The 23,181-nt window shown below is 57.0% G+C and carries 20 protein-coding genes; 3 read left to right on the top strand and 17 right to left on the bottom strand.

Annotated features, from left to right (window positions below; genetic code table 11):
• Nucleotides 1–17: 17 nt before the first annotated feature.
• Nucleotides 18–1,937, bottom strand: a complete 1,920-nt coding sequence (mngA, locus tag RT197_RS09165) for a PTS 2-O-a-mannosyl-D-glycerate transporter subunit IIABC (protein ID WP_312950442.1) — start codon at nt 1,935–1,937, stop codon at nt 18–20.
• Between the two features lie 200 nt (nt 1,938–2,137).
• Here mngA and RT197_RS09170 point away from each other — a divergent pair, with 200 nt between their 5' ends.
• Nucleotides 2,138–2,854: a GntR family transcriptional regulator gene (locus tag RT197_RS09170; RefSeq protein ID WP_312949540.1), complete on the top strand. Its 717-nt coding sequence runs from the start codon at nt 2,138–2,140 to the stop codon at nt 2,852–2,854.
• A 104-nt stretch (nt 2,855–2,958) separates the two neighbouring features.
• Here the strand turns inward: RT197_RS09170 and sucD are convergent, their stop codons facing one another.
• The 8 genes from sucD to sdhC all read right to left on the bottom strand — a co-directional run bounded on the left by sucD (nt 2,959) and on the right by sdhC (nt 12,575).
• Nucleotides 2,959–3,828 (bottom strand): succinate--CoA ligase subunit alpha, encoded by an 870-nt coding sequence (sucD, locus tag RT197_RS09175; protein WP_312949542.1) that lies wholly within the window; start codon nt 3,826–3,828, stop codon nt 2,959–2,961.
• A complete protein-coding gene (gene sucC, locus RT197_RS09180; RefSeq protein ID WP_103677500.1) occupies nt 3,828–4,994 on the bottom strand; it encodes an ADP-forming succinate--CoA ligase subunit beta in 1,167 nt (388 codons plus the stop codon). The genes sucD and sucC overlap by 1 nt, the downstream gene beginning before the upstream one ends.
• An 81-nt stretch (nt 4,995–5,075) precedes the next feature.
• A complete protein-coding gene (gene odhB, locus RT197_RS09185) occupies nt 5,076–6,305 on the bottom strand; it encodes a 2-oxoglutarate dehydrogenase complex dihydrolipoyllysine-residue succinyltransferase (RefSeq protein ID WP_312949547.1) in 1,230 nt (409 codons plus the stop codon).
• 14 nt (nt 6,306–6,319) lie between these two features.
• The gene (sucA, locus tag RT197_RS09190) at nt 6,320–9,127 is read right to left on the bottom strand and encodes a 2-oxoglutarate dehydrogenase E1 component (RefSeq protein ID WP_312949550.1); all 2,808 of its coding nucleotides are present in this window, start codon (nt 9,125–9,127) and stop codon (nt 6,320–6,322) included.
• Between the two features lie 204 nt (nt 9,128–9,331).
• Nucleotides 9,332–10,048: a succinate dehydrogenase iron-sulfur subunit gene (locus RT197_RS09195; RefSeq protein WP_312949553.1), complete on the bottom strand. Its 717-nt coding sequence runs from the start codon at nt 10,046–10,048 to the stop codon at nt 9,332–9,334.
• 15 nt (nt 10,049–10,063) lie between these two features.
• Nucleotides 10,064–11,830 (bottom strand): succinate dehydrogenase flavoprotein subunit, encoded by a 1,767-nt coding sequence (gene sdhA, locus RT197_RS09200; RefSeq protein ID WP_312949556.1) that lies wholly within the window; start codon nt 11,828–11,830, stop codon nt 10,064–10,066.
• Nucleotides 11,830–12,177: a succinate dehydrogenase membrane anchor subunit gene (gene sdhD / locus RT197_RS09205; RefSeq protein ID WP_312949559.1), complete on the bottom strand. Its 348-nt coding sequence runs from the start codon at nt 12,175–12,177 to the stop codon at nt 11,830–11,832. Before sdhD ends, sdhA begins: the two co-directional genes overlap by 1 nt.
• Nucleotides 12,171–12,575, bottom strand: coding sequence for a succinate dehydrogenase cytochrome b556 subunit (sdhC, locus tag RT197_RS09210; protein WP_312949561.1), 405 nt, complete (start codon nt 12,573–12,575; stop codon nt 12,171–12,173). Before sdhC ends, sdhD begins: the two co-directional genes overlap by 7 nt.
• A gap of 637 nt (nt 12,576–13,212) precedes the next feature.
• On the opposite strand from sdhC, the gene RT197_RS09215 reads away from it, so the two are divergent.
• Nucleotides 13,213–14,499 (top strand): citrate synthase, encoded by a 1,287-nt coding sequence (locus tag RT197_RS09215; protein WP_312949563.1) that lies wholly within the window; start codon nt 13,213–13,215, stop codon nt 14,497–14,499.
• 60 nt (nt 14,500–14,559) lie between these two features.
• Here RT197_RS09215 and nei read toward each other — a convergent pair whose 3' ends face one another.
• The 5 genes from nei to RT197_RS09240 are packed head-to-tail and all read right to left on the bottom strand — an operon-like array spanning nt 14,560 to nt 18,453.
• The gene (gene nei, locus RT197_RS09220; protein ID WP_312949564.1) at nt 14,560–15,351 is read right to left on the bottom strand and encodes an endonuclease VIII; all 792 of its coding nucleotides are present in this window, start codon (nt 15,349–15,351) and stop codon (nt 14,560–14,562) included.
• 46 nt (nt 15,352–15,397) lie between these two features.
• Nucleotides 15,398–16,126 (bottom strand): 5-oxoprolinase subunit PxpA, encoded by a 729-nt coding sequence (gene pxpA / locus RT197_RS09225; protein WP_312949565.1) that lies wholly within the window; start codon nt 16,124–16,126, stop codon nt 15,398–15,400.
• Nucleotides 16,107–17,045 (bottom strand): 5-oxoprolinase subunit PxpC, encoded by a 939-nt coding sequence (gene pxpC / locus RT197_RS09230; RefSeq protein WP_312949567.1) that lies wholly within the window; start codon nt 17,043–17,045, stop codon nt 16,107–16,109. Before pxpC ends, pxpA begins: the two co-directional genes overlap by 20 nt.
• Nucleotides 17,039–17,695, bottom strand: coding sequence for a 5-oxoprolinase subunit PxpB (pxpB, locus tag RT197_RS09235; protein ID WP_312949569.1), 657 nt, complete (start codon nt 17,693–17,695; stop codon nt 17,039–17,041). Before pxpB ends, pxpC begins: the two co-directional genes overlap by 7 nt.
• A 14-nt stretch (nt 17,696–17,709) precedes the next feature.
• Nucleotides 17,710–18,453: a type 2 GTP cyclohydrolase I gene (locus tag RT197_RS09240; RefSeq protein WP_312949571.1), complete on the bottom strand. Its 744-nt coding sequence runs from the start codon at nt 18,451–18,453 to the stop codon at nt 17,710–17,712.
• Nucleotides 18,454–18,704: 251 nt separating this feature from the next.
• Between RT197_RS09240 and dtpD the strand changes: the two genes are divergently transcribed.
• Nucleotides 18,705–20,183, top strand: coding sequence for a dipeptide permease DtpD (dtpD, locus tag RT197_RS09245; protein WP_312949573.1), 1,479 nt, complete (start codon nt 18,705–18,707; stop codon nt 20,181–20,183).
• A 40-nt stretch (nt 20,184–20,223) separates the two neighbouring features.
• On the opposite strand, the gene phrB is transcribed toward dtpD, so the two are convergent.
• From phrB to RT197_RS09260, 3 genes are all read right to left on the bottom strand, one after another.
• Complete coding sequence (gene phrB / locus RT197_RS09250) at nt 20,224–21,651, bottom strand: deoxyribodipyrimidine photo-lyase (protein ID WP_312949575.1); 1,428 nt, start codon at nt 21,649–21,651, stop codon at nt 20,224–20,226.
• A gap of 3 nt (nt 21,652–21,654) precedes the next feature.
• Nucleotides 21,655–22,611 carry a DUF523 and DUF1722 domain-containing protein gene (locus RT197_RS09255; protein ID WP_312949577.1) on the bottom strand — a complete coding sequence of 319 codons (957 nt, stop codon included), beginning with the start codon at nt 22,609–22,611 and terminating at the stop codon, nt 21,655–21,657.
• Nucleotides 22,612–22,741: 130 nt separating this feature from the next.
• Nucleotides 22,742–22,948, bottom strand: a complete 207-nt coding sequence (locus RT197_RS09260; protein WP_312949580.1) for a YbfA family protein — start codon at nt 22,946–22,948, stop codon at nt 22,742–22,744.
• Between the last annotated feature and the right edge of the window lie 233 nt (nt 22,949–23,181).

Raw genomic sequence — 23,181 nt, forward strand, 5'->3', positions numbered from 1 at the left:
TTTCCTTTCAATCAAAATCAGATCGTAGCGCTGTCAGGGAAGTATTTACCCGCCCGCACCGCGTGGCGTCGCCACAGCACCAATACACAGGTGGAAATAGCCGTGCCGAGCAGCGCCGCGCCAAACCAGCCCGCCGCCGCAATCGCGCCGCCCAGACCGCCGTCGTGCAGCAGGAACAGTGAGAAAATTCCCGCCCCCGGCGTGGAGAGGCCGATGTGCATTCCGCCGACAACCGCGCCGGTCACCAGCGACCCCAGCACAAATGACCCGATGACCCGGAGCGGATCTTCAATCGCCATCGGAATGGCGCCTTCGGTGATCCCGGCAAGCCCCAGCAGCCAGGTTGATTTGCCGGTCTCGATTTCAAAGCTTTTAAAGAGATGCGGCGCAATCATGGTGGAGGCGGTGACGGTAAACGCCGAAACCATCTTCACCGAGGCAAAAATGGCATACGGACCGAAAACGCCGTTCGCCATTGCGCCGAGGCAAAAGGCGTAGGCGGCCTTATTGACCGGCCCGCCGAGGTCGAAGGAACACATAAAGCCGAGGATCGCCCCCAGCAGCAGCGCATTGGTGCCGGATAACCCCTTCAGCCAACTGGTCAGCCCGTTGTTAATCCACGCGACCGGTTCGCCGATCACAAACAGCATCAGGCTGCCCGCCACCAGCGTGCCGAGAACAGGATATAAATAGAACGTCAGAAAACCGTTAAACCGGCTGCTCAGGCGGATATGCGCTTTCACCCAGCGCATCAGATACCCGGCAATCAGCCCGCCGACGACCGCGCCAAGAAAGCCGGAGCCGATCATATTGGCTGCCAGCCCCGCCGCAAAACCGGGTGCCAGGGCCGGTTTATCGGCCAGCGAATACGCGGTATAGGCCGCCAGCACAGGCACCATCAGCGTGCCGAGAATGCCGCCGCCCAGCTTGCGGTACATCCACAGCCAGGAGTTCTCCTGATCGAAAAGAGGTTGCAGGCCCAGCATCTGCGCCAGCAGTACCGAAACCGCCAGCACCGTGCCGCCCGCCACGATCAGGGGTACGGCAAAAGAAATCCCGCTTAGCAGCGCCTGTTTTAATTCGGTTTTAACGCTCTTTTTGCTTTCCTCCTGCACCTGCGTAACCCGCTGCGCGCCGCCGGGTTTCAGCGCCAGCGCCTGCTGGATTAAGGCTTCGGCGCGGCGGATGGGTTCTGCCACCGGCACGTTCAGCGCCGGTATGCCGTTAAAGCGCTCCGATTCTTTCACCGCCACTTCCGCCGCGAAAATACACGCCCGCGCAGCATTAAGCTGCTCCGCCGTCAGCCGCCCTTCAATGCCGTTCGCGCCCTGCTTTTCAACGTATACCCGCACGCCCAGCTTTTTCCCGGCTTTTTCGAGGTATTCCGCTGCCATATAGGTGTGCGCGATCCCCGCCGGGCAGGCGGTGACGCAGACAACCACCGGCGCATCGGCGGCGACCGCCACTTCTTTCGCCCGCTCGTCGTCGGATGCCAGTGCGGTTAAAAGCTGTTCCGGCGTGCTGGCTGCGCTGACAGCCGCGCGCGCCGCATCGTCAGCCAGGCGGCTGGTTAATGCAGTTAACAACTGCATATGAGTCGATCCGGCTTCGGCAGGCGGGATCGCCAGCAGGACCACTAAATCCACCTGTTCCGGCCCGTCCACGCCCTGCCAGCTTACCGGCTCGCGCAGCGTCGCCACGGCAAAAGCGGCGTCTTTCACCGCATGGCTTTTGCCGTGCGGCACCGCCAGCCCTTCCCCCAGTGCGGTTGGCCCCTGCGCTTCACGGGCAAATACGTCGTCAAGAAACTGATCCAGATGTGTGATTTTGCCAAGCTGTGCCAGCCGTTGCGCCAGCGCGTGGATGGCCGCATCCCGGCTGTCGAACGTCGTTTGCAGGCAGATCGCCTCCGGGTGCGTTAATGTCGTCAGGTTCATCATGATCCCCACTGATTCATAAAGGGCAGCCTTTCTCGCTGCGGATGATCTTTATCATGGCGCAGAAAGTAATACATTTATGTGATCATTTTCGCTTTCTTTGAAATTTGTATTTAATTTGTATTATTTACATTTTATCAACGACGCGGATAATTGCTGGAAAGGTATTATTTCGGCGCACGCCAGGAGCCAGCAACGTAATGTCCAACAAACCGATGTACCGGCAAATCGCCGACGCCCTGCGCGAACGCATCCAGCGCGGCGATCTGAAACCCGGCGATGCGCTGCCCACGGAATCCACGCTTCAGGAGCAGTTCAACGTCAGCCGCGTCACCGTGCGCCAGGCGCTCCGGCAGCTCACCACCGAGTCGATCATTGAAAGCATTCAGGGCAGCGGTTCGTACGTAAAAGAAGAGCGGGTGAATTACGATATCTACCAGCTCACCAGCTTTTACGAGAAGCTGGCCGACCGTAACGTAGATACCCACAGCGACGTCAGAGTATTTGAGGTGATCCCGGCCGAGCCGTGGCTGGCAGAAAAGCTCCAGATCGCCGCAGAGGAAAAAGTCTGGCACATCAAACGGGTGCGCTTTATCAAGCAGAAACCGGTGAATCTGGAAGAGACCTGGATGCCGCTGGCCCTGTTCGCCGACCTGACGTGGGAAGTGATGGAAAATTCAAAATATCGCTACATTGAACAGATCAAAAAAATGATTATTGACCGCAGCGAGCAGGAGCTGGTCCCGGTGATGCCTTCCGAAGAAGCGATTACCGCGCTGGCGATCGACGCCCATCAGCCGATCCTCGAAAAAATCTCGCGCGGTTTCCTGAAAGACGGCAGAGTGTTTGAATACAGCCGCAACGTCTTCAGAAACGACGATTATAAATTTACTCTTGTTGCCCGGCGTGGGCGTTAATCCCCCGGACGCGATAACGATTCCGCTGCCTGAGGCACCATAAAAAAAGGCCGCTTTTCAGCGGCCAACCATGTCGAAAACCAGCTCCCTCTTCGGGGAGCCCTTTACTTAATAATCGCTTTCAGCGCTTCGCCGATATCCGCCAGGCTGCGTACGGTTTTCACGCCTGCCGCTTCCAGCGCCGCGAATTTTTCATCCGCCGTGCCTTTGCCGCCCGCGATGATTGCGCCCGCGTGGCCCATACGTTTACCCTTCGGCGCGGTGACGCCCGCGATGTAGCCGACCACCGGTTTGGTGACGTGATCTTTGATATACGCCGCCGCTTCTTCTTCTGCACTGCCGCCGATCTCACCGATCATCACAATCGCTTCGGTCTGTGGATCTTCCTGGAACAGCTTCAGAATATCGATAAAGTTAGAGCCGGGGATCGGGTCGCCGCCGATGCCCACGCAGGTGGACTGGCCAAAACCGTAGTCGGTCGTCTGCTTAACCGCTTCGTAGGTCAGCGTACCGGAACGGGAGACGATGCCCACTTTACCCGGCTTGTGAATGTGTCCCGGCATAATGCCGATTTTGCATTCGCCCGGTGTGATGACGCCCGGACAGTTCGGGCCAATCATGCGCACGCCCGCTTCGTCCAGCTTCACTTTTACCGTCAGCATATCCAGCGTCGGGATGCCTTCGGTAATGGTGATAATCAGCTTAATACCCGCGTCGATCGCTTCCAGAATCGAATCTTTACAGAACGGTGCCGGAACGTAGATCACCGAGGCGGTTGCGCCGGTGGCTTCCACCGCTTCACGCACGGTGTTGAACACAGGCAGACCCAGATGCTCAGTGCCGCCTTTGCCCGGCGTCACGCCGCCGACCATTTGCGTACCGTAGGCAATCCCCTGTTCGGAGTGGAATGTCCCCTGGCTACCGGTAAAACCCTGGCAGATCACTTTGGTGTTCTTATCAATTAAAACTGACATTATTTCCCCTCCACTGCGCCAACGACCTGCTGGGCTGCATCCGTCAGACTCTTCGCTGCAATAATATTCAGGCCGCTGTCTGCCAGGCGTTTCGCGCCCAGTTCAGCGTTGTTCCCTTCCAGACGTACCACTACCGGCACGTTAACACCGACTTCTTCGACCGCGCCGATGATGCCGTCGGCAATCAGATCGCAGCGGACGATACCGCCGAAGATGTTAACCAGCACCGCTTTCACGTTGTCGTCGGAAAGAATGATTTTGAACGCCTCGGTGACGCGCTCTTTGGTTGCGCCGCCGCCCACGTCGAGGAAGTTCGCCGGTTCGCCGCCGTGCAGTTTAACGATGTCCATGGTGCCCATCGCCAGACCCGCGCCGTTAACCATGCAGCCGATGTTGCCATCGAGCGCAACGTAGTTCAGTTCCCACTGCGCAGCCTGTGATTCACGCGCATCTTCCTGCGAGTGGTCGCGCATTTCGCGCAGATCCGGCTGGCGGAACAGCGCGTTGCCGTCCGCGCCCAGTTTGCCGTCGAGGCAAATCAGGTCGCCCTGTTTGGTGATCACCAGCGGGTTGATTTCGATCAGCGCCAGATCGCGCTCAAGGAAAATAGTCGCCAGGCCCATGAAAATTTTGGTGAACTGCTGAACCTGTTTACCTTCCAGACCCAGTTTAAACGCCAGTTCACGTCCCTGATACGGCATCGGACCGGCCAGCGGATCGAGCGCCACTTTGTGGATCAGGTGCGGGGTTTCTTCCGCCACTTTTTCAATTTCCACGCCGCCTTCGGTAGACGCCATGAATACCACGCGACGCGAACTGCGATCGACGACCGCGCCGAGGTACAGCTCTTTATCAATGTCCGTCGCCGCTTCCACCAGGATCTGGTTCACCGGCTGACCGTTAGCATCCGTCTGGTAGGTCACCAGACGTTTACCCAGCCAGTGCTCAGCGAAGGCGCGAATTTCTTCTTTGCTTTTGACGACTTTTACGCCGCCCGCTTTACCGCGACCACCCGCGTGGACCTGGCATTTCACCACCCACGGACCCGCACCAATTTTCGACGCCGCCTCTTCTGCTTCGCGCGGCGTATTGCAGGCATAGCCTACCGGCGCGGGTAAACCATAGCGGGCAAAGAGTTGTTTTGCCTGGTATTCATGTAAGTTCATGTGTTCTGTCCATCCTTCAGATAGTCGTTATCTTTATGTCCGCAGGCCAGCCGACCTGCGGGCAGGTGATATTCTTTACTACTACACGTCCAGCAGCAGACGGGTCGGATCTTCCAGCAGATCTTTAATGGCGACCAGGAAACCTACCGATTCACGGCCGTCGATCAGGCGATGATCGTAGGAGAGCGCCAGATACATCATCGGCAGGATCTCCACTTTACCGTCAACCGCCATCGGACGATCTTTAATGGCGTGCATACCGAGGATCGCGCTCTGCGGCGGGTTGATGATCGGCGTGGACATCAGCGAGCCAAAGACGCCGCCGTTGGTAATGGTGAAGTTACCGCCGGTCAGATCTTCCACCGTTAACTTGCCGTCACGTCCTTTCAGCGCCAGTTCTTTAATGCGTTTTTCGATGTCTGCCATGCCCAGCGCGTCAACGTCGCGCAGTACCGGCGTCACCAGGCCGCGCGGCGTGGAAACGGCCATGCTGACATCGAAGTAGTTGTGGTACACCACGTCATCGCCATCAATAGAGGCGTTCACTTCCGGGTAGCGTTTCAGCGCTTCGACAACCGCTTTTACGTAGAACGACATAAAGCCCAGACGAATACCGTGACGTTTTTCGAAGGCATCGCCGTACTGCTTGCGCAGATCCATAATCGGCTTCATGTTGACTTCGTTGAAGGTCGTCAGCATGGCGGTGGAGTTTTTCGCTTCCAGCAGACGCTCGGCAACGCGCTTGCGCAGACGGGTCATCGGCACGCGTTTTTCTGAACGGTTACCCGGTTGCGGAGCAGCGGCTGCGGCTGCGGCAGCCGCCTGCGGCGCTTTCTCTTCCGCTTTTGCCGGCGCTTTGCTCAGATGTTTGTCCACATCTTCACGGGTAATACGCCCGCCCACGCCGGTGCCTTTGATGGCGCTGGCGTCAAGATTGTGCTCGGCCAGCAGGCGACGGATCGCCGGGCTGAGCGCATCGTTATTTTGCTCTTCAAGCGATGCCTGCTGACGCTGGGCCGGGGTCGATTCTTTCGCTTCTGACTTCTCGCTGGTTTCTTTACCGGCGCTGTTGCCTTCGCGCAGGCGGCCCAGGATCTGGCGGGAAGTTACGGTCGCGCCTTCGTCTTCCAGCACGGCATCCAGAACGCCATCCGCCGATGCCGGTACTTCCAGTACCACTTTGTCAGTTTCGATTTCTACCAGCACTTCATCACGTTTTACCGCATCGCCCGGTTTTTTATGCCAGGTTGCCACGGTCGCATCCGCAACGGATTCAGGCAGGTCAGGAACGAGAATATCTACGCTACTCATTATTTATCCTTTATTTAATCGACGTTCAGCGCGTCATTGACCAGATCTTGCTGCTGTTTCTGGTGAACGGACAGATATCCTACCGCCGGTGAGGCGGAGGCCGGGCGGCCTGCATAGCGCAGGGCAGCCCCAAAGGGAATCACTTCACGGAAATGATGCTGGCTGCAATACCATGCGCCCTGGTTAAGCGGCTCTTCCTGGCACCAGACAAAATCATGGACGTGAGCGTAAGGCTTCAGCGCTTCCTGTACCGCCTGATGCGGGAACGGGTAGAGCTGTTCGATGCGCACAATGGCGACATCTTTTTGATCGTTTTTGCGGCGCTGCTCCAGCAGGTCGAAATAAACCTTACCAGAACACATCACCACGCGCTTCACCGCCTGCGGATCGAGTTCATCAATCTCGCCAATGGCTGGCTGGAAAGCACCGTCTGCCAGTTCTTCAAGCGTAGAGACTGCCAGCGGGTGACGCAGCAGCGATTTTGGCGACATGACGATCAGCGGGCGACGCATTCCGCGCAGCGCCTGACGACGCAGCATGTGGTACACCTGCGCCGGGGTGGACGGCACGCACACCTGCATGTTTTGCTCGGCGCACAGTTGCAGGTAACGCTCCAGACGGGCGGAGGAGTGCTCCGGTCCCTGCCCTTCGTAACCGTGCGGCAGCAGCATCACCAGTCCGCACATCCGGCCCCATTTCTGTTCGCCGGAAGAGATGAACTGATCAATCACCACCTGCGCACCGTTGGCGAAGTCGCCGAATTGCGCCTCCCAGATGGTCAGGGTGCGCGGCTCTGCGGTGGCATAGCCGTATTCAAACGCCAGCACCGCTTCTTCAGACAGCACCGAGTCCCAGACTTTAAACGGTCCCTGCGCATTGTGAACGTGGTGCAGCGGGGTATAGGTTGAGCCGTTTGCCTGGTTGTGGATCACCGCATGACGGTGGAAGAAGGTGCCGCGACCGGTGTCTTCCCCGGACAGACGCACGGAAATGCCTTCATCCACCAGCGTGGCGTAGGCGAGGTTTTCCGCGCCGCCCCAGTCAAACAGTTTTTCACCCGCCGCCATCGCCTGACGGTCGCCGTAGATTTTCGCGACCCGCGACTGCATTTCAATGGCTTCCGGCACGGTACTGATGCGCTTCGCCAGTTCCTGCAAACGCTTCATTTCCACTTTGTTCGGATAGCTTTCATCCCACTCGTGGTTAAGGTACGGCGACCAGGTGAAGGAGTGCATATTCATCGAGCGGAACTCTTTCACCACGCACTCACCGGCATCCAGCGCGTCGCGGTAAAGGTTCACCATTTCAGTCGCATCTTCCAGCGTCGCAACCCGATCCTGCTCCAGACGATCGGCGTACAGCTTACGCGGCGTCGGGTGCTTCTTGATTTTCTGATACATCAGCGGCTGGGTCGCGCTCGGCTCGTCGGCTTCGTTATGGCCGTGACGGCGGTAGCACACCAGATCGATGAACACATCACGTTTAAAGGTATTACGGAAATCCAGCGCAATGCGGGTGACGAAAGCCACGGCTTCCGGGTCATCGGCGTTAACGTGGAAAATCGGCGACTGCACCATTTTACCGATGTCAGTACAGTACGGCGTGGAGCGCGCATCCAGCGGGTTGGACGTCGTAAAACCGACCTGGTTGTTAATCACGATCCGCACGGTGCCGCCCACTTCGTAGCCCCGCGCTTTCGACATGTTCAGGGTTTCCTGCACCACGCCCTGCCCGGTCACGGCGGCATCGCCGTGGATGGTGATCGGCAGCACTTTATTGCTGCTCGGCTCGTCCAGACGATCCAGACGCGCGCGCACGGACCCCATCACCACCGGGCTAACGATTTCCAGATGCGACGGGTTAAACGCCAGCGCCAGGTGTACCAGACCGCCTTCGGTTTCGATATCCGACGAGAAGCCCATGTGGTATTTCACGTCACCGGTGCCGAGGTGTTCTTTATGCTTACCGGCAAACTCATCAAACAAATCCTGCGACTGTTTGCCGAGCACGTTAATCAGGACGTTCAGTCGTCCACGGTGCGCCATGCCCAGCACCACTTCGCGGGTGCCGCTTTTACCGGCGTGGCGGATCATCTCTTTGAGCATCGGGATCAGCGCATCGCCGCCTTCCAGCGAGAAGCGTTTCGCGCCGGGGAATTTAGCCCCCAGGTAGCGCTCCAGCCCTTCTGCCGCCGTCAGTTCGCCGAGGAACCGTTTTTTCTCTTCAACGCTAAAGTTCGCGTGACCGGCCACGGATTCGATACGCTGCTGGATCCAGCGTTTCTCTTCGGTGGAGGTGATGTGCATGTATTCCGCGCCAATCGAACCGCAGTAGGTCTGCTTCAGCGCGTCCAGCAGCTCGCCAAGCTTCATCGTGTCTTTGCCGATAGCAAAAGAGCCAACGTTAAAGGTTTCCTGGAAATCTGCTTCGGTTAAATCATGGAATGACGGATCGAGGTCCGCCACGCGCTCCTGCTGCCACAGCCCCAGCGGATCGAGATTCGCATGTTGGTGCCCACGGAAGCGGTACGCGTTGATCAGTTGCAGGACTTTAACCTGCTTTACGTTGGTGTCAGGGTCAGAGACGGAAGAGGTGTAACGTGAGGCATCCTTCGCCAGGCGGCGGAAATAATCACGCGTTTTGGAATGGAATTGATCCGGTTTAACTCCGGTGCCAGGTAACTGCTGGAACATCGTACGCCATTTGACGTCTACAGAGTCAGGATCGGTTAAGAAGTCTTCATAGAGCTGTTCTATCCAGCTCTGGTTGGCACCAGAGAGGTAAGAAGAGTCCAGCCAGGCTTGCATTGCGCCGTTCTGCATCGTGATCCCTTAAGCATCTATATGCTTACTTCGCCGTGGATAACTACAACGCACGCGGCAAGGCGTACGTCCCAGGGTTCACTTGCGAGCTCTTCTCATTTGGCCCGCGAAGGAACCTTTAAAAACTGTCAGCAAGAGGGGGCAGTTTTTAGAGGTTTCCTGCACTTTTTATGCCCTCTCCCGCGCCAGGGAGAGGGCGATCAATCAGGCACTGCGTTGTAACAGCATCGACTTAATATGGCCGATGGCGCGCGTCGGGTTTAGCCCCTTCGGACACACACTGACGCAGTTCATGATGCTATGGCAGCGGAATACGCTGAAAGCGTCACTTAATCCTTCAAGACGGCTGTCGGTTTCAGTATCGCGGCTGTCGATCAGGAAGCGATAAGCTGCCAGCAAACCTGCCGGGCCGATGAACTTATCCGGGTTCCACCAGAAGGACGGGCAGGACGTTGAACAGCACGCACACAGAATACACTCGTACAGCCCGTCGAGTTTTTCCCGCTGCTCAGGCATCTGCAAATGCTCGCGAGCGGGTGGATTTTGCCCATTATTCAACAAGTAAGGCTTAATCTTCTCATATTGTGCGTAGAATTGCCCCATGTCCACCACCAAATCGCGGATCACCGGCAGGCCCGGCAGCGGACGGATAACAATCTTCTTCTTGCCGTTGCCCAGCGCCGAGAGCGGCGTGATGCAGGCCAGACCGTTTTTGCCGTTCATGTTCAGACCGTCGGAGCCGCAAACCCCTTCACGGCACGAGCGGCGAAACGACAGGCTGGGGTCCTGCTCTTTCAGCAGCATCAGGGCATCGAGCAACATCATGTCGCGCCCTTCTTCGCCCTCCAGCGAGTAATCCTGCATACGCGGAGCGTCATCAACATCCGGGTTATAACGATAAACTGAAAATTCGAATTTCATTTTCCTGTCTCCGCATTAATAAGTACGAATCTTCGGCGGGAACGCCGGGCGCAGTTTCGGCTCCATATTGACGCTGCGACGCGTCATGGATTCCGACTGCGGCAGATACAGGCTATGGCAAAGCCAGTTTTCATCGTCGCGATCCGGGAAGTCGAAGCGGCTGTGCGCGCCACGGCTTTCGGTGCGGAAGTTAGCAGATACCGCCGTCGCATACGCGGTTTCCATCAGGTTATCCAGCTCCAGGCATTCAACGCGCTGGGTGTTGAATTCGCTGGAGGTGTCATCCAGACGGGCATTTTTCAAACGCTCACGGATTTGCTTAAGCTGCTCCAGCCCTTTTGCCATCGCGTCGCCTTCGCGGAATACCGAGAAGTTATGCTGCATACATTCCTGCAACGCTTTGCGGATGACCACCGGATCTTCGCCGTCGCGGTTGTTGTTCCAGCGATTGAGGCGCTCCAGCGATTTTTCGATATCGGCTTCGCTGGCATCGCGCAGTTCGCCCTGCTCAGCGATGGACTCCAGCAGATGCAGACCTGCCGCGCGACCAAACACCACCAGGTCAAGCAGCGAGTTGCCGCCAAGACGGTTCGCGCCGTGGACCGATACGCAGGCGATTTCACCTACCGCGAACAGGCCGGGGATCACCACGTCTTCGCCCTGCTCATTCACCGTCAGCGCCTGACCGGTCACTTTGGTCGGAATGCCGCCCATCATATAGTGGCAGGTCGGGATCACCGGAATCGGCTCTTTCACCGGATCAACGTGAGCAAAGGTACGGGAGAGTTCGAGAATACCCGGCAGGCGGGATTCCAGTACCTCTTTACCCAGATGGTCGAGTTTTAATTTAGCGTGCGGTCCCCACGGACCGTCGCAGCCGCGACCTTCACGGATTTCGATCATGATGGAACGCGCAACCACGTCGCGGCCCGCCAGATCTTTTGCATTCGGCGCGTAACGCTCCATAAAGCGCTCGCCGTGTTTGTTCAGCAGATAGCCGCCTTCACCACGGCAGCCTTCCGTCACCAGTACCCCTGCCCCGGCGATGCCGGTCGGGTGGAACTGCCACATTTCCATATCCTGCACCGGCACGCCCGCACGCAGCGCCATACCTACGCCGTCGCCGGTATTAATGTGCGCATTGGTGGTGGACTGGTAAATACGGCCCGCGCCGCCGGTCGCCAGCACGGTTGCTTTCGCTTTGAAGTACACCACTTTACCGGTTTCGATGCACAGTGCGGTACAGCCAACCACGGCACCATCGTCATTTTTCACCAGATCCAGCGCGTACCATTCGGAGAAAATCGTGGTTTTGTTTTTCAGGTTTTGCTGATAAAGCGTATGCAGCAGCGCGTGACCGGTACGATCAGCCGCCGCTGCGGTGCGTGCCGCCTGCTCGCCGCCGAAGTTTTTCGACTGGCCGCCAAACGGACGCTGGTAAATTTTACCGTCATCAAGACGGGAGAACGGCAGGCCCATGTGTTCCAGTTCCAGAATCGCTTCCGGGCCGGTTTTACACATATATTCAATCGCGTCCTGGTCACCGATATAGTCCGACCCTTTTACGGTGTCGTACATGTGCCATTCCCAGTTATCTTCATGGGTATTGCCCAGCGCGACGGTAATGCCGCCCTGCGCGGAAACGGTGTGCGAGCGGGTCGGGAACACTTTAGAGAGCAGCGCACAGGTCTGGCCGCTCTGGGAAATTTGCAGCGCCGCGCGCATACCTGCGCCACCGGCACCAATCACAACAGCATCAAATTCTCTGACGTCCAGTTTCATTACACACCCCACACCACAACGAATCCATAAATCACGTATGCCACCAGCGCGATAACAATAAGCAGTTGCAGCGTCAGACGCAGCGCCAGTGATTTAACGTAGTCGGTTAACACCTGCCACATGCCAATCCAGGCATGGATCAAAACTGAAAACAGTGCCAGCAGGGTAAACACTTTGGTGAATGCGGAAGCAAAGAAACCTGACCAGACTTCCCAGGTGATATCGCGGGTGATGGCGAAGAAACCGACCATGTAAATAATGTACAGGGTCAGAATAATCGCTGTAGCGCGAACCAGAATGAAGTCATGTACGCCATTGCGTCCTAATGCTGAGGCGTTGCTTACCATACGAGGACTCCTGCGAGAATTGAAAGCACGACAGTAATAACAAAAGAAAGCGTAGCGGAGCGCTGTCCTGCCGCAAAAGTTTCTTCCAGATAACCCACGTCCATCAGCATATGGCGGATACCACCGACGGCGTGATACGCCAGCGCGGTAAGAATGCCCCACAGGATGAATTTGACAAAAAAGCTGTCCATGATGGACGACGCGGTAAGGAAGCCTTCAGGCGAGGAGAGGCTGGTGCCCAGCAACCACAGCAGTAAACCGACCGCCACAAAAGTGATCACGCCGGACACGCGGTGGAGAATGGACGCTATAGCCGTTACGGGAAACCGGATCGTTGTCAAATCCAGGTTAACAGGTCTTTGTTTTTTGACATTTTTTATCATGAATAACGCCCACATGCTGTTCTTATTGTTCCCTTCCTCCGGTCTGCGTGCGGGTCAGACAGCGTCCTTTCTATAACCACTCGTCATGGAAAAAAACTTTCGCAAAAGTCCAAACGACGCGGGCTAACGCTGGGTGGCTCGGGATAGCAGCATATTCCGGAGACCTGGCGGCAGTATAGGATGTTCACAAAATCATTACAATTAACCTACATATAGTTTGTCGGGTTTTATGCTGAACAGTGATCCGGGTCACGATAACAACATTATTTTAAATTTTAATCATCTGATTTGACAAATATTAAACATTCTTGTTACAAACGATAGCCGAAAAGTCATATAATGCGTAAAAGTTATGGGGTCACTCTTTCACCTGCGAATAAGTTATGTAACAGTGAGATGTTATTGACCGCTGTAATCAGTACAGGTATTAGTGATAGACAGGTTTGAAGATTCGGATTGCAACACCCTGATTTGCTGTTGTTTCGCTGGAATTTTGACGTGTACCTGCAAGCGCCCATCGCTCTGTACCCTGGTTTCCCTGTATAAACACAGAGCTGCGAGCCAAATAACAAACTGGTCACGTTTATTAACAGACTGAAGGCAAATCCGGCTGGCGGCAGTCTTAAGCAATAAGGCGCTAAGGAGACCGTAAATGGCTGATAATAAAGCAAAGCTCACCCTCGGTGGTGACGATGCCGTTGAACTGGATGTGCTAAAAGGCACGCTAGGTCAGGATGTAATCGATATCCGTAGTCTGGGATCAAAAGGCGTTTTCACATTTGACCCTGGTTTCACCTCCACCGCATCTTGCGAATCCAAAATCACCTACATTGACGGTGACGAAGGCATTCTGTTGCATCGCGGTTTCCCTATCGACCAACTGGCGACCGGATCTAACTATCTGGAAGTCTGTTATATCCTGCTGTACGGCGAAAAACCGACCCAGCAAGAATATAAAGATTTCCAGACTATCGTTACCCGCCACACCATGATCCACGAGCAAATCACCCGCCTGTTCCACGGTTTTCGTCGTGACTCGCACCCTATGGCGGTGCTGTGCGGCGTGACCGGCGCGCTGGCGGCGTTCTATCATGACTCGCTGGATGTGAATAATTCACGTCACCGTGAAATTGCCGCTTTCCGTCTGCTCTCCAAAATGCCGACCGTGGCAGCGATGTGTTACAAATATTCGATTGGTCAGCCGTTCGTTTATCCGCGTAACGACCTGTCCTATGCGGGCAATTTCCTGCACATGATGTTCGCCACGCCGTGCGAACAGTACGAAGTGAATCCGGTTCTGGAACGGGCAATGGACCGCATTCTGATCCTCCATGCCGACCACGAGCAAAACGCCTCCACGTCTACCGTGCGTACCGCAGGTTCATCCGGCGCGAATCCATTTGCCTGTATCGCGGCGGGTATCGCCTCGCTGTGGGGACCCGCACACGGCGGCGCGAACGAAGCCGCGCTGAAAATGCTGGAAGAAATCAGCTCTGTGAAACACATTCCTGAATTCCTGCGCCGCGCGAAAGACAAGAATGATTCGTTCCGTCTGATGGGCTTTGGTCACCGCGTGTACAAGAACTACGATCCGCGTGCCACGGTGATGCGTGAAACCTGTCATGAAGTGCTGAAAGAACTGGGTACGAAAGACGATCTGCTGGAAGTGGCGATGGAGCTGGAAAACATCGCCCTGAACGACCCGTACTTTATCGAGCGTAAACTGTACCCGAACGTCGATTTCTACTCCGGTATCATCCTGAAAGCGATGGGCATCCCGTCCTCTATGTTTACGGTGATCTTCGCGATGGCGCGTACCGTGGGCTGGATTGCGCACTGGAATGAAATGCATGACGACGGCATTAAGATTGCGCGTCCGCGTCAGCTCTATACCGGCTACGACCAGCGTGATTTCAAATCCGACGTCAAAAAACACTGACGGCGGATTGACGTTTTACACGCCAGCGTGCAAAAACCCCGTATTTTATACGGGGTTTTTCTATTTCTGGCAGCCCGGACACCAGTAAAAGGGACGCGATGAGAGCGTGGTTTTTTCAATTATTCCCCCGCAGCGCTCGCATTTCTTTCCTGCCCGATGAAACACCTTAAAGCGAAACAGCGCGCCGTGATGTTTTTTCTCGTTCACCTTACCGCGCGTCTGGTAAGAAAGACGCGGGATCGCCAGCAGCGCGTGGGCCAGCGCATCCAGTTGTGGTTCGCTGATTTCAGCGGCTTTATGGCCGGGGGCAAGACCCGTATGCCAGAGGATTTCCACCCGCAGATAGTTGCCCAGTCCGGCGAGAAACGCCTGATCCAGCAGCAGCCCGGAAAACTGGCGGCGGCAAAAACGTCGGGAAAGCAGACGCTCTTTGACCTCCTGTGCCGTCAGTGTCATATCCAGCACGTCCGGCCCGACGCGCAGTAAAAACGGATGCTGAGCCAGTTCATCGACGGTCAGCATTTCAATATCCGAAGCGCTGTAGAGCAAAATTGCCTTTTCCGCCGTTTGCAGTTTCACCCGCAGCACGCGCGATGACTGGGGCGTTTCGCCCGCGTCAACCACCCGCCAGACGCCGTAAAGCTGGTTATGGCTGTAGAGGGTCAGACCGTTTGAAAAGTGGGTCAGCAGCGCCTTACCGCGCGTTTCGATGGCGTCTATCCGCTCCCCCAGCAGGCTGGCGGAATAGCGCTGTAACTGGGGGAAGGCAAACCAGGCTTCGGTGAGCGGTTGACCTTTGACGGCGGCTTCGAGGCTGTCCGCCGCGCGGCGGATCTCCGGGCCTTCTGGCATAGTGTCTCCTGATTAATGATTTCTGGCGTTCGGCAATCCGCAAACGCTATTGCGCGCTGACGACGATGCCCTGCGCCGCAAAGGCAGCCCGTAAACGGTGGGCATGATCCAGCGCGCGATCGTCGTCACCGTGCAGGCACAGCGTGTCAGCCTTCACTGCCACCCACTGTCGGTCAATGCTCATCACTCGCCCGCGCAGGATCATCTCCAGCGCCTGCTGTTCATTCTCAGTCAGCGCCCCCGGCTGGCCGCGCGGCACCAGGCTACCGTCAGCCTGATAGCCCCGGTCAGCAAACACTTCCTGACGGGTGCGCAAACCGTAACGTTCTCCGGCGCGGATAAGCTCGCTGCCCGCCAGCCCGACGAGGATCAGCTCCGGCGAAAAGGCGTGAGTTGCACGGGCGATGGCATCCGCCAGCTGCGGATCTTTCGCCGCCTGGTTGTAGAGCATTCCGTGCGGTTTGACATGGCGCAGGGCACCGCCTTCCGCGCGGGCTATCGCCGCCAGCGCACCGATCTGATACAGCGTCTGGGCACGGACCGTCTCCGGCGGCAACTGCATGGCGGTACGGCCAACGTTCTCCCGGTCGGGGAAGCCCGGATGCGCGCCAATCGCCACGTTGTTTTTTAACGCGGCGCGAACGCTCGTCAGCATGGTGTACGCATCGCCCGCGTGGAAGCCACAGGCAATATTGGCTGAGGAAATTAAGGTGAAGAGTTCGCCATCGCTGGCGCAGCCTTCGCCAACATCGGCGTTAAGATCGATCGTCGTCATTCAGTCGCCACGCCAGTTGTTCAATGTAACGCTGCTGGTCACTGCGGGCTTTTAACGCCTCTTCCAGCGTGCAGGGGGTAAAGTGGATCGGTTGTCCCAGCGGGATCTGCGCCAGGTGATACATATCCGCTTCAATAACAGACGCAATGCGCGGATAGCCGCCGGTGGTCTGGGCATCATTCATCAGTACGATCGGCTGACCGTTATGCGGAACCTGGACGATGCCCGGCAGCAGGCCATGTGATACCAGCTCGCGTTCCGTGTTACGACGAAGCACCTGCCCCTGTAAACGGTAGCCCATCCGGTTGCTTTGCGGGCTAAGACGCCACGGCAGCCGCCAGAACGCCGCCTGCGATGCCGCGTCGAATTCGTGATATTCCGGCCCCGGCAGTGCGCGCAGGCGATTGCCCCACAGCAACTGGCGGATCCCGTGCGGGCCGCTGAATTCCCGTGCAGGCATGCCGACGCGGAGCTGGTCGCCATCCTGCAACAGCCGCCCTTCCAGCCCGCCGATGCCGAGTTTCAGGTCGGTGCTGTACGAGCCCATCACCTGCGGTACATCAATGCCCCCGGCTACCGCCAGATAGCTGCGCACGCCGTGGCGCGGACGCTTCAGCGTCAGTACCTGACCGGCGCGCGCCTGGAGCCGCCAGCCGGTCCAGACGGCATGGTCATCAAGCTTCGCGTCGCAGCCAGCGCCGGTCAGCGCAAACCAGCCGTCCTGTTTAAACTCAACGCTAAACTGGCCGAGCACAATTTCCAGCGCCGCCGCGTTTTTATCGTTGCCCACCAGCAGATTCGCCGTATGCAGCGCAGGCAGATCCAGCGCGCCGCACCGGCTGATCCCGGACTGACGCTGGCCAATTCGCCCGCCGTCCTGGACCGTTGTCATCATCCCGGCTTGAATAATATTCAGCATACGCCCTCCTTTTGCGGCACAAAGCGCACGGTGTCACCGGGGCGCAGCAGAACGGGTTCATCTTTTGCCGGATCGAACAGCGCCAGCGGCGTAACGCCGATGAGCTGCCAGCCACCCGGCGTCGGCAGCGGATAGACGCCGGTCTGCTCGCCGCCGATACCCACCGATCCGGCAGGCACCAGCACGCGAGGCTCGGCGCGACGCGGCGTGATCAGCGGTTCCGGCAGGCCTCCCAGATAGGGGAAGCCTGGCTGAAAACCAAGAAACCAGACCACGTAATCCACCGACGAATGCAGCTCCACGACCTGTTTTTCACTCAGCCCGCAGTGACGGGCGACATCGCCCAGATCCGGCCCCTGTGCGCCACCGTAGATCACCGGAATATTAATAGCGCGCGAATCCGGCTCCAGCGCCTCGCTCTCCTCCCACCAGCGCTGTAAACGCTCGATGGCATCCAGCGCCAGCGACTGCGGATCGCGCAGCACGACGGTGATATTGTTCATCCCCGGAATGGCTTCCACCACGTTTGGCATTTCCGCGACACGCTGGGTCAAACGCCAAATCCGCTTCTGGCTCGCCAGCGTCACCGGAGGCTCAAGCTCCAGCACCACGGCGGTCTCTCCTGACAAATAACAACGCGCTCGCTGCACTCTACTTCCTCTCTTCAGGCCGGGTTAGGGATATCAATAAAAGTGACATCCAGATCGGTATTTTCGGTCAGCCATTCGCTCAGGGCGCGAATACCGCCGCGCTCAGTGGCGTGGTGTCCGGCGGCGTAGAAATGCAGCCCCTGCTCGCGCGCCGAATGAATCGTTTGTTCCGACACTTCGCCGGTGATGAAAGCATCGACGCCAAAACGCGCCGCGCTGTCGATAAATCCCTGCCCGCCGCCGGTACACCAGGCCACGCGCTGGACCAAATCCGGCCCGGTATCGCCGCTCCACAGCGGTCGGCGTCCGAGGCGCGCCTCGATCCATGAGGCCAGTTCCAGCCCCGGCACCGGCATTGACAGCTCGCCCCACGGCACCAGCGGCTCAATCTCTCCTTTCACGGTGATGCCGAGCAGCGCGGCAAGCTGGACGTTGTTACCCAGTTCCGGGTGCGCATCCAGCGGCAGGTGCCAGCCGTAAAGGTTAATGTCATTTTGCAGCAGCGTTTTCAGGCGATTGCGCTTCATGCCCCGGATCACCGGCGCTTCGTTTTTCCAGAAATAGCCGTGATGCACGATCACCGCATCCGCCTGCTGACGTACCGCTTCGTCCAGCAATGCCTGGCTGGCGGTGACGCCAGTGATAATCTTTTGCACCGTCTCTTTACCTTCCACCTGCAAACCATTCGGTCCGTAGTCGCTGAAGGTGCTGCTATTAAGCTTTTCGTTAATCAGCTGTTCCAGTTCGGTGTTTTTCATCATCACTCTCTTTATCTTTTATTTTACACGCCCGGATAAAATAGCCTTCTCCGCTGCGCGCGTCGACTGACAATTCACACGCCTTGCCCGCCGCGCCCCCGACCTCATCCCTCAAAATGCGTAGAATAGCGTGACGTGAATCATGTATATTTATGCAATCAGATAGCATATTGCATAAATATTTGATCCTCGCAGCAGCATATAATTCGGGTATTACCCCACTTTCTGGTGGGAAGAAGTCAGGGTTTAAGATGAATAAAAAAGCAGCACAGCCGCGCGCGATTTATTACGTCGTCGCGCTGCAAATTTGGGAATATTTCAGCTTTTACGGTATGCGCGCACTGCTGATCCTCTATCTCACCAACCAGCTCAGATACGATGATAACCATGCCTACGAACTGTTCAGCGCGTACTGTTCGCTGGTCTACGTGACGCCGATTCTCGGCGGCTTTCTGGCAGATAAGCTCCTCGGTAACCGCATGGCGGTGATGATCGGCGCAGTGTTAATGGCGATTGGGCATCTGGTGCTCGGTGCCAGCGAAATGGCGCCGGCTTTTCTCTATTTATCACTGGCGATTATCGTCTGCGGCTATGGCCTGTTTAAATCGAATATCAGCTGCCTGTTAGGGGAGCTGTACCAGCCACAGGATCCGCGCCGCGACGGGGGCTTTTCGCTGCTGTATGCCGCCGGTAATGTCGGCTCAATTGTTGCCCCTGTCGCCTGCGGCTACGTGCAGGAGGAGTATAGCTGGGCGATGGGCTTCGCGCTGGCGGCCATCGGCATGGTGGCGGGGCTGATCATTTTTCTGTGCGGTCATCGTCATTTCGCCCACACGACCGGCGTCAATCACGCGGCACTTCGCACCCGCACGCTGGCATTACCTAACTGGAGCTGGCTGCTGGCGTTGCTGATTGCCGCGCCGCTGTGCATCACCATCCTGTTCTGGAAAGCGTGGGCGGTGTACGCCATCATCGCGGCAACGGTGGTTGGGGCCGTGGTGCTGGCGAAGATTTATCGTCAGGCACCAGGACAAAAGCAGCGCAAAGAGCTGGGGCTTATCATTACGCTGACCCTGTTCAGCCTGCTGTTCTGGGCTTTTGCCCAGCAGGGCGGAAGCTCCATCAGCCTTTATATTGACCGTTTTGTGAACCGCGACGTTCTCGGCTATGCCGTGCCGACCGCCATGTTCCAGTCGGTAAACGCGTTTGCGGTGATGCTCTGCGGCGTGGTGCTGGCCTGGCTGGTCAAAGAGAGCGTCAGCGGCAATCGCACGGTGCGCATCTGGGGAAAATTTGCCCTTGGCCTCGGCCTGATGAGCGCCGGATTCTGCATTCTGACCCTCAGCGCCCGCTGGTCTGCGACCTACGGTCACTCCTCCATGCCGTTAATGATCCTCGGTCTTGCGGTAATGGGCTTCGCCGAACTGTTTATCGACCCGGTAGCGATGTCGCAAATTACCCGCATTGAGATCCCTGGCGTCACCGGCGTTTTAACCGGCATTTATATGCTCTTCTCCGGGGCCATCGCCAATTATCTGGCAGGCGTCATCGCCGATGGAACGTCGCAGGGCACGTTCGATGAATCCGGCGCGATCAACTATTCCATTCATGCGTACATTGATGTGTTTAGTGAAATCACCTGGGGGGCACTGGCGTGCGTGGGGCTGGTGCTGGCGATCTGGTTATACCAGGCGCTGCGGGTCAAAAAACAGGCGGCAGCCACCGCCTGATGTGACTGATAGCCCGGCGTTCTGCCGGGCTAAAAGTGAGTTATGCGGACTCCCCCTTCCGCGCCGCCTCATACGCGGCAAGCGTCGTTTTGCGCGCCTGTTTATGGTCCACCACCGGGCGCGGGTAATCGAGCGTGACGCCGTTTTTCTCCGCCCACTCCCACGGGGTATGCACTGCTTTTCCCGGCACCGCTTTGAGCTCCGGCAGCCACGTGCGGATAAATTCGCCGTCGCGGTCAAACTTCTCGCCCTGGGTCGTCGGATTGAAGATGCGAAAATAGGGCGCGGCGTCGGTGCCGGTGGACGCGGCCCATTGCCAGCCGCCGTTGTTGGCCGCCAGATCGCCGTCAATCAGTTGCGACATGAAATAACGCTCGCCGCTGCGCCAGTCGATCAGCAAATCTTTAACCAGGAAACTGGCGGCGATCATCCGCAGGCGGTTATGCATCCAGCCGGTGGCATTCATCTGCCGCATGGCAGCATCAACTATCGGATAGCCGGTTTTGCCCTGCTGCCAGGCCTCAAGTAGCGCGTCGTCATGCTGCCATTTGACGTTATCGGTCCAGCGAATAAACGGACGGTAGCGGCAAAGCTGCGGATTCCAGGTCATCAGATGACGGTAGAATTCGCGCCAGATCAGCTCATTCAGCCAGACGGCCCCGGCCCCGCCCGCCAGCGCGTCCGGCTGCTCCGCCAGCAGGCGATGCAGACACTGACGCGGCGACAGCATCCCCAGCGTGAGACAGGCCGACAGGCGGCTGGTGCCATCAATTGCCGGGTAATCGCGCCGCTGCGCGTACTCTGCGGCTCCGCTACGGCAAAACTCGCGCAGCCGCTCAAGAGCGGACGCTTCATCCGGGGCGAAGAGGTCAGGATCAAACGCCTCCTGCGGATAGTTAATGGTGATCGGCGTAGCGGGTGGCTCCAGTGCTCCACTCTCGCGCACTTTCGGTGCCGCCACGCACTCCGGCAAACCGTCCATCAGGCGGCGCAGAAAGGCATTTTTAAACGGCGTAAACACCTTATACATCTGCTGATTACCGGTCATTACGCTGCCGGGTGGCAGCATCACGCTATCGTCAAACCCCTGGCAAATCACCCCGCTTAACGCTTTTTCCAGCGCCGCATCGCGTTGCCGCTCATTGAGTTCATACTGATAGTTGTAAAACAGATCGCTGACCTGTTCCTGCTCGCAAACCTGCTTAATGGTTTCGAGGCTGGCCGTAAAATCCGCTGCTTCTTTATAAATCAGCGCGATGCCCTTCTGTGCCAGCGTCTGGCGCAGCGCGTTGAGCTGGGAGGTCAACAACGCGGCCTGACGCGGGGCGAGGTTATGCGTTCGCCACTGTTCGGGGGTGGCGATAAAGAGCGCCAGCACTCTGGCGTGCCGATCCCGACACGCCGCCGCCAGCGCAAAATTGTCATGCAGACGCAGGTCTGCCCGAAACCAGACCAGATGAGTAGTCATAAATTAATGTCCGTAACGCAGGCGTAATTCTTCGGGCCAGGGATCGAAATAGCGCTGTCCTGCCAGATAAGCATCCGGGTATTCAGCCATGTAATGTTTGATCAGCGTAACCGGGGCCAGCAGCGGCTGAAGTCCCTGGCGGTAGCGGTCAATGAGCGCGGCCAGTTCCTGGCGCTGCCGGGAATTAAGCTGTTTACGAAAGTAGCCCTGAACGTGCATGAGGACGTTGGTATGGTTGCGCCGCGAGGTCGGCATCGCCATCAAATCCATCAGCCGCTGACGGTATTCCACGAAATACGCCTCCAGCGAATCCCATTCATTGACCGCCGCCACGAAGCGCCCAAGTTCGCGGTACTTCGGCTGGGAATGCGCCAGTAACAGCAGCTTGTAGCGGCTGTGAAAGGCAATCAGATCGCCACGGGTCAGACCTGCCTCGCGCAGGCTGTTCAGTTCGTGCAGCGCGTAAATGCGCTCGACGAAATTCTCGCGCAGCAGCGGGTCCTGAAGGCGACCGTCCTCTTCAACCGGCAGCCACGGAAAGGTTTCCATCAGGATGCGGGTATAAATGCCGCGCCCGGCTTTACGGTTGTTCTTCCCCTCTTCCTCATACACCCTCACCCGCTCCATCCCGCAGCTGGGGGATTTAGCGCAGACGATGTAGCCGCAAAGATATTCGAAGCGGCGGATGCGCTGACGGGTAAAGTTTTCCATGCTGGCGGTTAAATCACCTTCGCGCTTGTCGCTAAAGCGCAGGCTGATGTCGCCCTCATTGTTTTTGACCAGCCGCAGCGCCGGACGCGGCACTGGCAGGCCAATGCCCACTTCAGGGCAGACGGGTTCAAACTGAACCCAGGGTGCCAGTTCATCCACGGCGAAAATCAGCCGCTTGTGTCCGCCATCAAAACGGACCTGCTCTCCCAGTACGCAGGCACTGACGCCAACAGGAATTTTGTTACTCATAACGGCTCCTTTTCACTCTCAAAGGTAAGTGTAGTCAGAGCCAGATAAAAAAAACGGCCCGTCTGTAAAAGACGGGCCGTGAAAGGATGGAATTATTATTTTTTTGCTGCGTGTAGTCTTTGTAGTCTGATTAATAAAAATCACAGGCTGCTTTTTCAGCCTGATCCATCCATACGGGCTTCTCGCTGGTTTTAGACCAGATACGATGCAGATAGCTATAGAAACGAGCGCGATCTTTCCAGAAAAGCAGGACCGGTAACGCGACAATCCCCGCCACCAGGGCGAAAATGCGACGAATCAACACGGTGCTTGCGGAATATTCTTTATACATGTCCATATTATTCTCCCCTTAAGTTGGCCGGTAACGTTAACCGGAAATCGTTGTCTGGCTAAAATAGTACCGCTTTGCGCGTAATTTTACTACTCATCCGACCACTTTTTTTAAGGATTTCCTAAAAAAATTTGCTCACTTTGGTAATTAAGTTACATAAAAGTTAAAAGAATACTAATCATTAGTTAAATAATGGGTATTTCGATTTTTATACTTTTTTTACATCCCACCCACTGATT

The sequence above is a fragment of the Superficieibacter sp. genome (genome assembly GCF_032071645.1).
Lineage (GTDB): Bacteria > Pseudomonadota > Gammaproteobacteria > Enterobacterales > Enterobacteriaceae > Superficieibacter.

What these genes read in the sequence shown, in the direction of transcription:
- mngA (WP_312950442.1), bottom strand. Translation starts at nt 1,937, where the DNA reads ATGAACCTGACGACATTAACGCACCCGGAGGCGATCTGCCTGCAAACG.
- RT197_RS09170 (WP_312949540.1), top strand. Translation starts at nt 2,138, where the DNA reads ATGTCCAACAAACCGATGTACCGGCAAATCGCCGACGCCCTGCGCGAA.
- sucD (WP_312949542.1), bottom strand. Translation starts at nt 3,828, where the DNA reads ATGTCAGTTTTAATTGATAAGAACACCAAAGTGATCTGCCAGGGTTTT.
- sucC (WP_103677500.1), bottom strand. Translation starts at nt 4,994, where the DNA reads ATGAACTTACATGAATACCAGGCAAAACAACTCTTTGCCCGCTATGGT.
- odhB (WP_312949547.1), bottom strand. Translation starts at nt 6,305, where the DNA reads ATGAGTAGCGTAGATATTCTCGTTCCTGACCTGCCTGAATCCGTTGCG.
- sucA (WP_312949550.1), bottom strand. Translation starts at nt 9,127, where the DNA reads ATGCAGAACGGCGCAATGCAAGCCTGGCTGGACTCTTCTTACCTCTCT.
- RT197_RS09195 (WP_312949553.1), bottom strand. Translation starts at nt 10,048, where the DNA reads ATGAAATTCGAATTTTCAGTTTATCGTTATAACCCGGATGTTGATGAC.
- sdhA (WP_312949556.1), bottom strand. Translation starts at nt 11,830, where the DNA reads ATGAAACTGGACGTCAGAGAATTTGATGCTGTTGTGATTGGTGCCGGT.
- sdhD (WP_312949559.1), bottom strand. Translation starts at nt 12,177, where the DNA reads ATGGTAAGCAACGCCTCAGCATTAGGACGCAATGGCGTACATGACTTC.
- sdhC (WP_312949561.1), bottom strand. Translation starts at nt 12,575, where the DNA reads ATGTGGGCGTTATTCATGATAAAAAATGTCAAAAAACAAAGACCTGTT.
- RT197_RS09215 (WP_312949563.1), top strand. Translation starts at nt 13,213, where the DNA reads ATGGCTGATAATAAAGCAAAGCTCACCCTCGGTGGTGACGATGCCGTT.
- nei (WP_312949564.1), bottom strand. Translation starts at nt 15,351, where the DNA reads ATGCCAGAAGGCCCGGAGATCCGCCGCGCGGCGGACAGCCTCGAAGCC.
- pxpA (WP_312949565.1), bottom strand. Translation starts at nt 16,126, where the DNA reads ATGACGACGATCGATCTTAACGCCGATGTTGGCGAAGGCTGCGCCAGC.
- pxpC (WP_312949567.1), bottom strand. Translation starts at nt 17,045, where the DNA reads ATGCTGAATATTATTCAAGCCGGGATGATGACAACGGTCCAGGACGGC.
- RT197_RS09240 (WP_312949571.1), bottom strand. Translation starts at nt 18,453, where the DNA reads ATGAAAAACACCGAACTGGAACAGCTGATTAACGAAAAGCTTAATAGC.
- dtpD (WP_312949573.1), top strand. Translation starts at nt 18,705, where the DNA reads ATGAATAAAAAAGCAGCACAGCCGCGCGCGATTTATTACGTCGTCGCG.
- phrB (WP_312949575.1), bottom strand. Translation starts at nt 21,651, where the DNA reads ATGACTACTCATCTGGTCTGGTTTCGGGCAGACCTGCGTCTGCATGAC.
- RT197_RS09255 (WP_312949577.1), bottom strand. Translation starts at nt 22,611, where the DNA reads ATGAGTAACAAAATTCCTGTTGGCGTCAGTGCCTGCGTACTGGGAGAG.
- RT197_RS09260 (WP_312949580.1), bottom strand. Translation starts at nt 22,948, where the DNA reads ATGGACATGTATAAAGAATATTCCGCAAGCACCGTGTTGATTCGTCGC.